Source organism: Enterobacter sp. MF024 (assembly GCF_005843915.1).
GTDB classification, from domain to species: Bacteria; Pseudomonadota; Gammaproteobacteria; order Enterobacterales; family Enterobacteriaceae; genus Enterobacter; species Enterobacter barmai.
Window position 1 is genome coordinate 1 of the sequence record NZ_VCBB01000025.1, and the last position, 11024, is coordinate 11024.

Consider the following 11024-nt stretch of genomic DNA (forward strand, 5'->3'; position numbering starts at 1 on the left):
ATCGCGATGGATGACGGTCTGCGTTTCGCAATCCGTGAAGGCGGCCGTACCGTTGGCGCGGGTGTTGTTGCTAAAGTTCTGGGCTAATTAATTATCCCTGAATTAAAAAGGACGCTTCGGCGTCCTTTTTTGTTTTTGCAGGATTGTCCCTGTCACAAATTTTCGCATTTTTTGTTCGCTCCCGCCCCGTATCATGGCGATTGTGCTATTGTAATCATAATTATTCTCACTTACACTTTGCGCATATTTTGAACGGGAGTGGTTATGTACGTTTGTTTATGTAACGGTGTAAGCGATAAAAAAATTCGGCAGGCCGTTCGCCAGTTTCAACCTCAATCTTTTCAGCAGCTGCGTAAGTTTATTCCAGTAGGAAATCAATGCGGTAAGTGCGTTCGTGCTGCCCGTGAAATCATGCAGGATGAATTGATGCAGATCCCGGAATACAAAGAGATTGCCTGAGACTCACTCTTTTTTTTGACATCCCTGTAGCCCCATCTACGCTTCAATGAGTGGAAGCGGAGGGACTATAATGAAAGGTGATATTAAAATCATAAGTTATCTCAATAAATTATTGGGAAATGAGCTTGTCGCAATCAATCAATACTTTCTCCATGCGAGAATGTTCAAAAACTGGGGGCTGACTCGCCTCAACGACGTTGAATACCATGAATCTATCGACGAGATGAAACATGCCGATAAGTACATCGAGCGTATTTTATTTCTCGAAGGTATCCCCAACCTGCAGGATCTTGGCAAGCTGGGCATTGGTGAAGATGTCGAAGAAATGCTGCGTTCGGATCTGGCACTGGAACTTGAGGGTGCGAAAGACTTGCGTGAAGCTATCGCTTATGCGGACAGCGTTCACGATTACGTCAGCCGCGACATGATGATTCAGATCCTGGCCGATGAAGAAGGTCATATTGACTGGCTCGAAACTGAACTGGATCTTATTGGTAAAATTGGGCTGCAAAATTACCTCCAGTCGCAGATTAAAGTGGAAAGCTGATCAGGCTGTCCATGCCCAGCATTAAACCCGCTGCCGCCATAAAAGGCCCAAATGGTAGCGGGTTTTTTAATACCTGTTTTTCAGGTTTGCACATCGCAAGTATCAAAAGATAAAGCGTTGCCAACAGGGCAGCTGATAAAGCCAGTACAGGAAGCACGCACCACCCATGCCAGGCACCCAGTGCACCCAGATACTTCACATCACCATATCCCAGACCTTCACGTTTTCGAATCAATTTATAAGTCCAATAAATAATCGCGAAACCAGCATAGCCCGCTATCGCGCCCGCCACTGCGGCAGGCAACTGCTCGGGACGAAGACAAAGGTGATAAAGCAGACCAGCCCAGAGCAGAGGACACAGGTATTTATCCGGAAGCAAATGCGATCGGATATCCTCACGAACAAGCAGGATGGTTAAACCCAGGTAGGTTATCAGAAAGGGTAGGGTAGTGAGCATTGGCCTTGACCTCCATGTAATGTGTGCGGCCATACTCCTCTCAAACCTGAAGGCTAAACAAATAAAAAAACATAACTCTGCGAGACGCCTTCCTGACTGTTATCGCGACGCGGTAATTTTGCAGCACGTTTACGAGGCGCCTCGCAAAAAGTGAGCGCTACCGTCTATTTTCTAAACCAGGCTTGCGTCTTGCGCAGATTTACGTATAATGCGCGGGCTTGTCGTAATTGACAGCTGGTTCAATCTGAACCCCGGGCAACAATCTTTTTCAGTTGCCTAACAACGCTCCCAATCGGGGGGCTACGTAAGAACGGTTACACTCTCCCATCAATCGTAATGGGTCTGAGTAGTGATCATTTTCGTTTATAAAATAATTGGAGCTCTGGTCTCATGCAGAACCAAAGAATCCGTATCCGCCTTAAAGCGTTTGATCATCGTCTGATCGATCAATCAACCGCGGAAATCGTCGAGACTGCTAAGCGCACTGGTGCGCAAGTCCGTGGTCCGATCCCGCTGCCGACCCGCAAAGAGCGCTTTACCGTTCTGATCTCTCCGCACGTTAACAAAGACGCGCGTGATCAGTACGAGATCCGCACTCACAAGCGTCTGGTTGACATCGTTGAGCCAACTGAGAAAACCGTTGATGCTCTGATGCGTCTGGATCTGGCTGCCGGTGTAGACGTGCAGATCAGCCTGGGTTAATCAGGTCATCGAGCGATTGAGAGGTTGATACAATGATTGGTTTAGTCGGTAAAAAAGTGGGTATGACCCGCATCTTCACTGAAGATGGCGTTTCTATCCCAGTAACCGTAATCGAAGTTGAAGCAAACCGCGTTACTCAGGTTAAAGATCTGGCTAACGATGGCTACCGTGCCGTTCAGGTTACCACTGGTGCTAAAAAAGCTAACCGTGTAACCAAGCCGGAAGCTGGTCACTTCGCTAAAGCTGGCGTAGAAGCTGGCCGTGGTCTGTGGGAATTCCGTCTTGCTGAAGGCGAAGAGTTCACCGTAGGTCAGGACATTAGCGTTGAGCTGTTTGCAGAAGTTAAAAAAGTTGACGTAACCGGTACCTCTAAAGGTAAAGGTTTTGCTGGTACCGTTAAGCGCTGGAACTTCCGTACCCAGGACGCTACTCACGGTAACTCCTTGTCTCACCGCGTTCCGGGTTCTATCGGTCAGAACCAGACTCCGGGCAAAGTGTTCAAAGGCAAGAAAATGGCAGGTCAGCTGGGTAACGAACGTGTAACCGTTCAGAGCCTGGACGTAGTACGTGTTGACGCTGAGCGCAACCTGCTGCTGGTTAAAGGTGCGGTTCCGGGTGCAACCGGTAGCGACCTGATCGTTAAACCAGCTGTGAAGGCGTAAGGGGATAGCAATGGAATTAGTATTGAAAGACGCGCAGAGCGCGCTGACTGTTTCCGAAACTACCTTCGGTCGTGATTTCAACGAAGCGCTGGTTCACCAGGTTGTTGTTGCTTATGCAGCTGGTGCTCGTCAGGGTACTCGTGCTCAGAAGACTCGTGCTGAAGTAACTGGTTCCGGCAAAAAGCCGTGGCGCCAGAAAGGTACCGGCCGTGCGCGTTCAGGTTCTATCAAGAGCCCGATCTGGCGTTCCGGTGGCGTGACCTTCGCTGCTCGCCCGCAGGACCACAGTCAAAAAGTTAACAAAAAGATGTACCGCGGCGCGCTGAAAAGCATCCTGTCCGAACTGGTACGTCAGGATCGTCTGATCGTTGTCGAATCTTTCTCTGTAGAAGCGCCTAAAACTAAGCTGCTGGCACAGAAACTGAAAGACATGGCTCTGGAAGATGTGCTGATCATCACCGGTGAGCTGGACGAGAACCTGTTCCTGGCTGCGCGCAACCTGCACAAGGTTGACGTACGCGATGCAACTGGTATCGACCCGGTTAGCCTGATCGCCTTCGACAAAGTCGTAATGACTGCTGATGCTGTTAAGCAAGTTGAGGAGATGCTGGCATGATTCGTGAAGAACGTCTGCTGAAGGTGCTGCGTGCACCGCACGTTTCTGAAAAAGCGTCTGCTGCGATGGAAAAAACTAACACCATCGTTCTCAAAGTTGCTAAAGACGCGACCAAAGCAGAAATCAAAGCTGCTGTGCAGAAACTGTTTGAAGTCGAAGTCGAAGTCGTTAACACCCTGGTAGTTAAAGGGAAAGTTAAACGTCACGGACAGCGTATCGGTCGTCGTAGCGACTGGAAAAAAGCTTACGTCACCCTGAAAGAAGGCCAGAATCTGGACTTCGTTGGCGGCGCTGAGTAAGTCGGAGGAGTAATACAATGGCAGTTGTTAAATGTAAACCGACATCTCCGGGTCGTCGCCACGTTGTTAAAGTGGTTAACCCTGAGCTGCACAAGGGCAAGCCTTTTGCTCCGTTGCTGGAAAAGAACAGCAAATCCGGTGGTCGTAACAACAATGGCCGTATCACCACTCGTCACATCGGTGGTGGCCACAAGCAGGCTTATCGTATTGTTGACTTTAAACGCAACAAAGACGGTATCCCAGCAGTTGTTGAGCGTCTTGAGTACGATCCGAACCGTTCCGCGAACATCGCGCTGGTTCTGTACAAAGATGGCGAACGCCGTTACATCCTGGCCCCTAAAGGCCTGAAAGCTGGCGACCAGATTCAGTCTGGCGTTGATGCTGCAATCAAAGCAGGTAACACCCTGCCGATGCGCAATATCCCGGTTGGTTCTACCGTTCATAACGTAGAAATGAAACCAGGTAAAGGCGGTCAGCTGGCACGTTCCGCTGGTACTTACGTTCAGATCGTTGCGCGTGATGGTGCTTATGTCACCCTGCGTCTGCGTTCTGGTGAAATGCGTAAAGTCGAAGCAGACTGCCGCGCTACTCTGGGCGAAGTTGGCAATGCTGAGCATATGCTGCGCGTTCTGGGTAAAGCAGGTGCTGCACGCTGGCGTGGTGTTCGTCCTACCGTTCGCGGTACTGCGATGAACCCAGTCGACCACCCACATGGTGGTGGTGAAGGTCGTAACTTTGGTAAGCACCCGGTAACTCCGTGGGGCGTTCAGACCAAAGGTAAGAAGACCCGCAGCAACAAGCGTACTGATAAATTTATCGTACGTCGCCGTAGCAAATAATATTAGAGGATAAGCCATGCCACGTTCTCTCAAGAAAGGTCCTTTTATTGACCTGCACTTGCTGAAGAAGGTAGAGAAAGCGGTGGAAAGCGGAGACAAGAAGCCCCTGCGCACTTGGTCCCGTCGTTCAACGATCTTTCCTAACATGATCGGTTTGACCATCGCTGTCCATAATGGTCGTCAGCACGTTCCAGTATTTGTTTCCGACGAAATGGTCGGCCACAAACTGGGTGAATTCGCACCGACTCGTACTTATCGCGGCCACGCTGCTGATAAAAAAGCGAAGAAGAAATAAGGTAGGAGGAAGAGATGGAAACTTTAGCTCAACATCGCCATGCTCGTTCTTCTGCTCAGAAGGTTCGCCTTGTTGCTGACCTGATTCGCGGTAAGAAAGTGTCGCAGGCCCTGGATATTCTGACCTACACCAATAAGAAAGCGGCTGTACTGGTCAAGAAAGTTCTGGAATCTGCCATTGCTAACGCTGAACACAACGATGGCGCTGACATTGACGATCTGAAAGTCGCGAAAATCTTCGTAGACGAAGGCCCGAGCATGAAGCGCATTATGCCGCGTGCGAAAGGTCGTGCAGATCGCATCCTGAAGCGCACCAGCCACATTACTGTGGTTGTGTCCGATCGCTGAGACTCTGGAGACTAGCAATGGGTCAGAAAGTACATCCTAATGGTATTCGCCTGGGTATTGTAAAACCATGGAACTCAACCTGGTTTGCGAACACCAAAGAATTCGCTGACAACCTGGACAGCGATTTTAAAGTACGTCAGTACCTGACTAAGGAACTGGCTAAAGCGTCTGTATCTCGTATCGTTATCGAGCGTCCAGCTAAGAGCATCCGTGTGACCATTCACACTGCTCGCCCTGGCATCGTAATCGGTAAGAAAGGCGAAGACGTAGAAAAACTGCGCAAGGTCGTAGCGGATATCGCTGGCGTTCCTGCACAGATCAATATCGCTGAAGTTCGTAAGCCTGAACTGGACGCTAAATTGGTTGCTGACAGCATCACTTCACAGCTGGAACGTCGCGTTATGTTCCGTCGTGCTATGAAGCGTGCCGTACAGAACGCAATGCGTCTGGGCGCTAAAGGTATCAAAGTTGAAGTTAGCGGCCGTCTGGGCGGCGCGGAAATCGCACGTACCGAATGGTACCGCGAAGGTCGCGTACCGCTGCACACTCTGCGTGCTGACATCGACTACAACACCTCTGAAGCGCACACCACTTACGGTGTAATCGGCGTTAAGGTATGGATCTTCAAAGGTGAGATCCTGGGTGGTATGGCTGCTGTTGAACAACCGGAAAAACCGGCTGCGCAACCTAAAAAGCAGCAGCGTAAAGGCCGTAAATAAGGAGCGTCGCTGATGTTACAACCAAAGCGTACAAAATTCCGTAAAGTGCACAAAGGCCGCAACCGTGGTCTGGCGCAGGGTACGGATGTTAGCTTCGGCACTTTCGGTCTGAAAGCTGTTGGCCGTGGTCGTCTGACTGCACGTCAGATCGAAGCAGCACGTCGTGCTATGACCCGTGCAGTTAAGCGTCAAGGTAAAATTTGGATCCGTGTATTCCCGGACAAACCAATTACCGAGAAGCCGCTGGAAGTTCGTATGGGTAAAGGTAAAGGTAACGTGGAGTACTGGGTTGCCTTGATTCAGCCGGGCAAAGTCCTGTATGAAATGGACGGTGTTCCGGAAGAGCTGGCCCGTGAAGCCTTCGGCCTGGCAGCAGCGAAACTGCCTATCAAAACCACCTTTGTAACTAAGACGGTGATGTAATGAAAGCAAATGAGCTGCGTGAAAAAAGCGTAGAAGAGCTGAACGCTGAGCTGCTGAACCTGCTGCGTGAGCAGTTCAACCTGCGTATGCAGGCTGCAAGTGGCCAGCTGCAACAGACTCACCTGCTGAAGCAAGTGCGTCGTGATGTTGCACGCGTTAAGACTTTACTGACTCAGAAGGCGGGTGCGTAATGACCGATAAAATCCGTACTCTGCAAGGTCGTGTTGTTAGCGACAAAATGGAGAAATCCATCGTTGTTGCTATCGAACGTATTGTGAAACACCCGATCTACGGTAAATTCATCAAGCGTACGACCAAACTGCACGTACATGACGAGAACAACGAATGTGGTATCGGCGACAAGGTTGAAATCCGTGAATGCCGTCCACTGTCCAAGACTAAGTCCTGGACGCTGGTTCGCGTTGTAGAGAAAGCGGTTCTGTAATAGAGTAGCCTTCTCGATACGAATAAACGGCTCAGCAATGGGCCGTTTATTTTTTCTACCCATATTGCAGAAGCGGTGTTATAATGCCGCGCCCTCGATATGGGGCTTTTTAACGGCTCTGATTTTAGAGTCTCAGGTAGTAGTTGACATTAGCGGAGCACTGAAATGATCCAAGAACAGACTATGCTGAACGTCGCCGACAACTCCGGTGCACGTCGCGTAATGTGTATCAAGGTTCTGGGTGGCTCGCACCGTCGCTACGCAGGCGTAGGCGACATCATCAAGATCACCATCAAGGAAGCAATTCCACGTGGTAAGGTCAAGAAAGGTGATGTGCTGAAAGCGGTAGTGGTGCGCACCAGGAAGGGTGTTCGTCGCCCTGACGGTTCTGTCATTCGCTTCGATGGTAATGCATGCGTTATTTTAAACAATAACAGCGAGCAGCCTATCGGCACGCGTATCTTTGGGCCGGTAACTCGTGAACTTCGTACTGAAAAGTTCATGAAAATTATCTCTCTGGCACCAGAAGTACTCTAAGGAGCGAATCATGGCAGCGAAAATCCGTCGTGATGACGAAGTTATCGTGTTAACCGGTAAAGATAAAGGTAAACGCGGTAAAGTAAAAAATGTTCTGTCTTCCGGCAAACTCGTCGTTGAAGGTATCAACCTGGTCAAGAAACATCAGAAGCCGGTTCCGGCCCTGAACCAGCCAGGTGGCATCGTTGAAAAAGAAGCTGCAATTCAGGTTTCTAACGTTGCAATCTTCAATGCGGCAACCGGTAAGGCTGACCGTGTAGGCTTTAGATTCGAAGACGGCAAAAAAGTCCGTTTCTTCAAGTCTAACAGCGAAACTATCAAGTAATTTGGAGTAGTACGATGGCGAAACTGCATGATTACTACAAAGACGAAGTAGTTAACAAACTCATGACTGAGTTTAACTACAATTCTGTCATGCAAGTCCCTCGGGTCGAGAAGATCACCCTGAACATGGGTGTTGGTGAAGCGATCGCTGACAAGAAACTGCTGGATAACGCAGCAGCTGATCTGACAGCAATCTCCGGTCAAAAACCGCTGATCACCAAAGCACGCAAATCTGTTGCAGGCTTCAAAATCCGTCAGGGCTATCCGATCGGCTGTAAAGTAACTCTGCGTGGCGAACGCATGTGGGAGTTCCTTGAGCGCCTGATCTCTATTGCTGTTCCTCGTATCCGTGACTTCCGTGGCCTGTCCGCTAAGTCTTTCGACGGTCGTGGCAACTACAGCATGGGTGTCCGTGAGCAGATCATCTTCCCAGAGATCGACTACGATAAAGTCGATCGCGTGCGTGGTTTGGATATTACCATTACCACTACTGCGAAATCTGACGAAGAAGGCCGCGCTCTGCTGGCTGCGTTTGACTTCCCGTTCCGCAAGTAAGGTAGGGTTACTGAATGGCTAAGCAATCAATGAAAGCACGCGAAGTAAAGCGCGTGGCTTTAGCTGATAAATTCTTCGCTAAACGCGCTGAACTGAAAGCGATCATTTCTGATGTGAACGCTTCCGACGAAGATCGTTGGAATGCTGTTCTCAAGCTGCAGTCTCTGCCGCGTGATTCCAGCCCGTCTCGTCAGCGTAACCGCTGTCGTCAAACAGGTCGTCCACATGGTTTCGTGGGCAAGTTCGGGTTGAGCCGTATCAAACTGCGTGAAGCCGCCATGCGCGGTGAAGTACCAGGCTTGAAAAAGGCTAGCTGGTAATTACCAATTGAATCACGGGAGTAAAGACAGATGAGCATGCAAGATCCGATCGCGGATATGCTGACCCGTATCCGTAACGGTCAGGCCGCGAACAAAGTTGCGGTCACCATGCCTTCCGCCAAGCTGAAAGTGGCAATTGCCAACGTGCTGAAGGAAGAAGGTTTTATCGAAGATTTTAAAGTTGAAGGCGACACCAAGCCGGAACTGGAACTTACTCTTAAGTATTTCCAGGGTAAAGCTGTTGTAGAAAGCATTCAGCGTGTCAGCCGCCCAGGCCTGCGCATCTATAAGAAAAAAGATGAGCTGCCAAAAGTTATGGCCGGCATGGGTATCGCAGTTGTTTCTACCTCTAAAGGTGTTATGACTGATCGTGCAGCGCGCCAGGCTGGTCTTGGTGGCGAAATTATCTGCTACGTAGCCTAATCGGAGGAAAAAATGTCTCGTGTTGCTAAAGCACCGGTCGTTATTCCTGCCGGCGTTGATGTAAAAATCGACGGTCAGGTTATTACGATCAAAGGTAAAAATGGCGAGCTGACTCGTACCCTCAACGATGCTGTTGAAGTTAATCATGCAGACAACGCTCTGACCTTCGGCCCACGTACTGGTTACGTTGATGGCTGGGCTCAGGCTGGTACCGCGCGTGCCCTGCTGAACTCAATGGTTGTTGGTGTTACCGAAGGCTTCACTAAAAAGCTTCAGCTGGTTGGTGTAGGTTACCGTGCAGCGATCAAAGGGAATGCAGTAGGCCTGTCTCTGGGCTTCTCACACCCTGTTGAACATCAGCTGCCAGCAGGTATTACTGCAGAATGTCCGACTCAGACTGAAATCGTGCTGAAAGGCGCTGATAAACAGCTGATCGGTCAGGTTGCAGCAGATCTGCGCGCCTACCGTCGTCCTGAGCCTTATAAAGGCAAGGGTGTTCGTTACGCCGACGAAGTCGTGCGTACCAAAGAGGCTAAGAAGAAGTAAGGTAACACTATGGATAAGAAATCTGCTCGTATCCGTCGTGCGACCCGCGCACGCCGCAAGCTCAAAGAGCTGGGTGCAACTCGCCTGGTGGTACATCGTACCCCGCGTCATATTTACGCACAGGTCATTGCACCAAACGGTTCTGAAGTTCTGGTAGCTGCTTCTACTGTAGAAAAAGCTATTACAGAACAATTGAAGTACACCGGTAACAAAGACGCTGCTGCAGCTGTAGGTAAAGCTGTTGCTGAACGCGCTCTGGAAAAAGGCATCACAGTTGTGTCCTTTGACCGTTCCGGGTTCCAATATCATGGTCGCGTCCAGGCACTGGCAGATGCTGCCCGTGAAGCTGGCCTTCAGTTCTAAGGTAGAGGTGTAAGATGGCTCACATCGAAAAACAGGCTGGCGAACTGCAGGAAAAGCTGATCGCGGTTAACCGCGTATCTAAAACCGTTAAAGGTGGTCGTATTTTCTCCTTCACAGCTCTGACTGTAGTTGGTGACGGTAACGGTCGCGTTGGTTTTGGTTACGGTAAAGCGCGTGAAGTTCCAGCAGCGATCCAGAAAGCGATGGAAAAAGCCCGTCGCAATATGATTAACGTCGCGCTGAACCACGGCACCCTGCAGCACCCAGTTAAGGGTACTCACACGGGTTCTCGTGTCTTCATGCAGCCAGCTTCCGAAGGTACCGGTATCATCGCCGGTGGTGCAATGCGCGCCGTTCTGGAAGTTGCTGGAGTTCATAACGTTCTGGCTAAAGCATATGGTTCCACCAACCCGATCAACGTGGTTCGTGCAACTATTGATGGCCTGGAAAATATGAAATCTCCAGAAATGGTCGCTGCCAAGCGTGGTAAATCCGTTGAAGAAATTCTGGGGTAATTGACCATGGCAAAGACTATTAAAATTACACAAACCCGCAGTGCAATCGGACGTCTGCCGAAACACAAGGCAACGCTGCTTGGCCTGGGTCTGCGTCGTATTGGTCATACCGTTGAGCGCGAGGATACTCCTGCTGTTCGTGGTATGGTCAACGCGGTTTACTTCATGGTTAAAGTTGAGGAGTAAGAGATGCGTTTAAATACTCTGTCTCCGGCCGAAGGCTCTAAAAAGGCGGGTAAACGCCTGGGTCGTGGTATCGGTTCTGGCCTCGGCAAAACCGGTGGTCGTGGTCACAAAGGTCAGAACTCTCGTTCTGGCGGTGGCGTACGTCGCGGTTTCGAGGGTGGTCAGATGCCACTGTACCGTCGTCTGCCGAAGTTCGGCTTCACTTCTCGCAAATCAGCGATCACAGCCGAAGTTCGTCTGTCTGACCTGGCGAAAGTTGAAGGCGGCGTTGTAGACCTGAACACGCTGAAAGCAGCAAACATTATCGGTATTCAGATCGAGTTCGCGAAAGTGATCCTGTCTGGTGAAGTTTCTACTCCGGTAACTGTTCGTGGCCTGCGTGTTACTAAAGGTGCTCGTGCTGCTATCGAAGCTGCTGGCGGTAAAATTGAGGAATAAGTAGCAG

At 50.2% G+C, this 11024-nt stretch carries 25 protein-coding genes; 24 read left to right on the forward strand and 1 reads right to left on the reverse strand.

Annotation, left to right across the window (positions count from 1 at the left end):
* The 3 genes from FFB58_RS22520 to bfr all read left to right on the forward strand — a co-directional run.
* Positions 1-87, forward strand: an 87-nt coding sequence (locus tag FFB58_RS22520; RefSeq protein WP_000507907.1) for a hypothetical protein, incomplete at its 5' end; no start/stop codon positions are given.
* A 177-nt stretch (positions 88-264) separates the two neighbouring features.
* Complete coding sequence (gene bfd, locus FFB58_RS22525) at positions 265-459, forward strand: bacterioferritin-associated ferredoxin (protein ID WP_039032069.1); 195 nt, start codon at positions 265-267, stop codon at positions 457-459.
* Positions 460-529: 70 nt separating this feature from the next.
* On the forward strand, positions 530-1006 hold the full coding sequence (gene bfr, locus FFB58_RS22530) for a bacterioferritin (protein ID WP_032614711.1): 477 nt from the start codon (positions 530-532) through the stop codon (positions 1004-1006).
* On the opposite strand, the gene FFB58_RS22535 is transcribed toward bfr, so the two are convergent.
* Entirely contained in the window at positions 990-1463 is a 474-nt protein-coding gene (locus tag FFB58_RS22535) for an A24 family peptidase (RefSeq protein ID WP_138371061.1), read from the reverse strand. The genes bfr and FFB58_RS22535 overlap by 17 nt on opposite strands.
* Before the next feature lie 390 nt (positions 1464-1853).
* On the opposite strand from FFB58_RS22535, the gene rpsJ reads away from it, so the two are divergent.
* From rpsJ to rplO, 21 genes are all read left to right on the forward strand, one after another.
* The gene (gene rpsJ, locus FFB58_RS22540; protein WP_001181005.1) at positions 1854-2165 is read left to right on the forward strand and encodes a 30S ribosomal protein S10; all 312 of its coding nucleotides are present in this window, start codon (positions 1854-1856) and stop codon (positions 2163-2165) included.
* A 32-nt stretch (positions 2166-2197) separates the two neighbouring features.
* Positions 2198-2827 carry a 50S ribosomal protein L3 gene (gene rplC / locus FFB58_RS22545; RefSeq protein ID WP_016538466.1) on the forward strand — a complete coding sequence of 210 codons (630 nt, stop codon included), beginning with the start codon at positions 2198-2200 and terminating at the stop codon, positions 2825-2827.
* Positions 2828-2837: 10 nt separating this feature from the next.
* Positions 2838-3443 (forward strand): 50S ribosomal protein L4, encoded by a 606-nt coding sequence (rplD, locus tag FFB58_RS22550; RefSeq protein WP_003031119.1) that lies wholly within the window; start codon positions 2838-2840, stop codon positions 3441-3443.
* Positions 3440-3742: a 50S ribosomal protein L23 gene (gene rplW, locus FFB58_RS22555; protein WP_004868363.1), complete on the forward strand. Its 303-nt coding sequence runs from the start codon at positions 3440-3442 to the stop codon at positions 3740-3742. Before rplD ends, rplW begins: the two co-directional genes overlap by 4 nt.
* A 17-nt stretch (positions 3743-3759) precedes the next feature.
* Positions 3760-4581 carry a 50S ribosomal protein L2 gene (gene rplB / locus FFB58_RS22560; RefSeq protein ID WP_000301859.1) on the forward strand — a complete coding sequence of 274 codons (822 nt, stop codon included), beginning with the start codon at positions 3760-3762 and terminating at the stop codon, positions 4579-4581.
* Between the two features lie 16 nt (positions 4582-4597).
* On the forward strand, positions 4598-4876 hold the full coding sequence (rpsS, locus tag FFB58_RS22565; protein WP_001138115.1) for a 30S ribosomal protein S19: 279 nt from the start codon (positions 4598-4600) through the stop codon (positions 4874-4876).
* A gap of 14 nt (positions 4877-4890) precedes the next feature.
* On the forward strand, positions 4891-5223 hold the full coding sequence (gene rplV, locus FFB58_RS22570; protein ID WP_002919773.1) for a 50S ribosomal protein L22: 333 nt from the start codon (positions 4891-4893) through the stop codon (positions 5221-5223).
* A gap of 17 nt (positions 5224-5240) precedes the next feature.
* A complete protein-coding gene (gene rpsC / locus FFB58_RS22575; protein ID WP_000529945.1) occupies positions 5241-5942 on the forward strand; it encodes a 30S ribosomal protein S3 in 702 nt (233 codons plus the stop codon).
* A 12-nt stretch (positions 5943-5954) separates the two neighbouring features.
* A complete protein-coding gene (gene rplP / locus FFB58_RS22580) occupies positions 5955-6365 on the forward strand; it encodes a 50S ribosomal protein L16 (RefSeq protein WP_002919759.1) in 411 nt (136 codons plus the stop codon).
* Positions 6365-6556, forward strand: coding sequence for a 50S ribosomal protein L29 (gene rpmC, locus FFB58_RS22585; RefSeq protein WP_032614707.1), 192 nt, complete (start codon positions 6365-6367; stop codon positions 6554-6556). Before rplP ends, rpmC begins: the two co-directional genes overlap by 1 nt.
* A complete protein-coding gene (gene rpsQ, locus FFB58_RS22590; protein WP_008503489.1) occupies positions 6556-6810 on the forward strand; it encodes a 30S ribosomal protein S17 in 255 nt (84 codons plus the stop codon). The genes rpmC and rpsQ overlap by 1 nt, the downstream gene beginning before the upstream one ends.
* A 165-nt stretch (positions 6811-6975) precedes the next feature.
* Positions 6976-7347: a 50S ribosomal protein L14 gene (gene rplN, locus FFB58_RS22595; RefSeq protein WP_004160583.1), complete on the forward strand. Its 372-nt coding sequence runs from the start codon at positions 6976-6978 to the stop codon at positions 7345-7347.
* A 10-nt stretch (positions 7348-7357) separates the two neighbouring features.
* Positions 7358-7672: a 50S ribosomal protein L24 gene (gene rplX, locus FFB58_RS22600; protein WP_003863287.1), complete on the forward strand. Its 315-nt coding sequence runs from the start codon at positions 7358-7360 to the stop codon at positions 7670-7672.
* 14 nt (positions 7673-7686) lie between these two features.
* Positions 7687-8226 (forward strand): 50S ribosomal protein L5, encoded by a 540-nt coding sequence (rplE, locus tag FFB58_RS22605; RefSeq protein WP_039032067.1) that lies wholly within the window; start codon positions 7687-7689, stop codon positions 8224-8226.
* A gap of 14 nt (positions 8227-8240) precedes the next feature.
* On the forward strand, positions 8241-8546 hold the full coding sequence (gene rpsN, locus FFB58_RS22610) for a 30S ribosomal protein S14 (RefSeq protein WP_032614701.1): 306 nt from the start codon (positions 8241-8243) through the stop codon (positions 8544-8546).
* A 30-nt stretch (positions 8547-8576) separates the two neighbouring features.
* Entirely contained in the window at positions 8577-8969 is a 393-nt protein-coding gene (rpsH, locus tag FFB58_RS22615; protein WP_032614699.1) for a 30S ribosomal protein S8, read from the forward strand.
* Between the two features lie 12 nt (positions 8970-8981).
* Positions 8982-9515, forward strand: coding sequence for a 50S ribosomal protein L6 (rplF, locus tag FFB58_RS22620; protein WP_039032066.1), 534 nt, complete (start codon positions 8982-8984; stop codon positions 9513-9515).
* 9 nt (positions 9516-9524) lie between these two features.
* Positions 9525-9878 (forward strand): 50S ribosomal protein L18, encoded by a 354-nt coding sequence (gene rplR, locus FFB58_RS22625; protein ID WP_032614694.1) that lies wholly within the window; start codon positions 9525-9527, stop codon positions 9876-9878.
* Between the two features lie 14 nt (positions 9879-9892).
* Positions 9893-10393 (forward strand): 30S ribosomal protein S5, encoded by a 501-nt coding sequence (rpsE, locus tag FFB58_RS22630; RefSeq protein WP_007369821.1) that lies wholly within the window; start codon positions 9893-9895, stop codon positions 10391-10393.
* A gap of 6 nt (positions 10394-10399) precedes the next feature.
* Positions 10400-10579 carry a 50S ribosomal protein L30 gene (gene rpmD / locus FFB58_RS22635; protein ID WP_003863301.1) on the forward strand — a complete coding sequence of 60 codons (180 nt, stop codon included), beginning with the start codon at positions 10400-10402 and terminating at the stop codon, positions 10577-10579.
* 3 nt (positions 10580-10582) lie between these two features.
* Positions 10583-11017 carry a 50S ribosomal protein L15 gene (gene rplO, locus FFB58_RS22640; RefSeq protein WP_039032065.1) on the forward strand — a complete coding sequence of 145 codons (435 nt, stop codon included), beginning with the start codon at positions 10583-10585 and terminating at the stop codon, positions 11015-11017.
* The last annotated feature ends 7 nt before the right edge of the window (positions 11018-11024 follow it).

Coding starts and splice junctions, on each gene's coding strand:
- rpsH (WP_032614699.1), top strand. CDS start 8,577: ATGAGCATGCAAGATCCGATCGCGGATATGCTGACCCGTATCCGTAAC.
- rplV (WP_002919773.1), top strand. CDS start 4,891: ATGGAAACTTTAGCTCAACATCGCCATGCTCGTTCTTCTGCTCAGAAG.
- bfd (WP_039032069.1), top strand. CDS start 265: ATGTACGTTTGTTTATGTAACGGTGTAAGCGATAAAAAAATTCGGCAG.
- rpsC (WP_000529945.1), top strand. CDS start 5,241: ATGGGTCAGAAAGTACATCCTAATGGTATTCGCCTGGGTATTGTAAAA.
- rplW (WP_004868363.1), top strand. CDS start 3,440: ATGATTCGTGAAGAACGTCTGCTGAAGGTGCTGCGTGCACCGCACGTT.
- rplF (WP_039032066.1), top strand. CDS start 8,982: ATGTCTCGTGTTGCTAAAGCACCGGTCGTTATTCCTGCCGGCGTTGAT.
- rpsQ (WP_008503489.1), top strand. CDS start 6,556: ATGACCGATAAAATCCGTACTCTGCAAGGTCGTGTTGTTAGCGACAAA.
- rpsS (WP_001138115.1), top strand. CDS start 4,598: ATGCCACGTTCTCTCAAGAAAGGTCCTTTTATTGACCTGCACTTGCTG.
- rpmC (WP_032614707.1), top strand. CDS start 6,365: ATGAAAGCAAATGAGCTGCGTGAAAAAAGCGTAGAAGAGCTGAACGCT.
- rplP (WP_002919759.1), top strand. CDS start 5,955: ATGTTACAACCAAAGCGTACAAAATTCCGTAAAGTGCACAAAGGCCGC.
- rplR (WP_032614694.1), top strand. CDS start 9,525: ATGGATAAGAAATCTGCTCGTATCCGTCGTGCGACCCGCGCACGCCGC.
- rpsE (WP_007369821.1), top strand. CDS start 9,893: ATGGCTCACATCGAAAAACAGGCTGGCGAACTGCAGGAAAAGCTGATC.
- rpsJ (WP_001181005.1), top strand. CDS start 1,854: ATGCAGAACCAAAGAATCCGTATCCGCCTTAAAGCGTTTGATCATCGT.
- rplN (WP_004160583.1), top strand. CDS start 6,976: ATGATCCAAGAACAGACTATGCTGAACGTCGCCGACAACTCCGGTGCA.
- rplC (WP_016538466.1), top strand. CDS start 2,198: ATGATTGGTTTAGTCGGTAAAAAAGTGGGTATGACCCGCATCTTCACT.
- rpmD (WP_003863301.1), top strand. CDS start 10,400: ATGGCAAAGACTATTAAAATTACACAAACCCGCAGTGCAATCGGACGT.
- bfr (WP_032614711.1), top strand. CDS start 530: ATGAAAGGTGATATTAAAATCATAAGTTATCTCAATAAATTATTGGGA.
- rpsN (WP_032614701.1), top strand. CDS start 8,241: ATGGCTAAGCAATCAATGAAAGCACGCGAAGTAAAGCGCGTGGCTTTA.
- rplX (WP_003863287.1), top strand. CDS start 7,358: ATGGCAGCGAAAATCCGTCGTGATGACGAAGTTATCGTGTTAACCGGT.
- rplD (WP_003031119.1), top strand. CDS start 2,838: ATGGAATTAGTATTGAAAGACGCGCAGAGCGCGCTGACTGTTTCCGAA.
- rplB (WP_000301859.1), top strand. CDS start 3,760: ATGGCAGTTGTTAAATGTAAACCGACATCTCCGGGTCGTCGCCACGTT.
- FFB58_RS22535 (WP_138371061.1), bottom strand. CDS start 1,463: ATGCTCACTACCCTACCCTTTCTGATAACCTACCTGGGTTTAACCATC.
- rplO (WP_039032065.1), top strand. CDS start 10,583: ATGCGTTTAAATACTCTGTCTCCGGCCGAAGGCTCTAAAAAGGCGGGT.
- rplE (WP_039032067.1), top strand. CDS start 7,687: ATGGCGAAACTGCATGATTACTACAAAGACGAAGTAGTTAACAAACTC.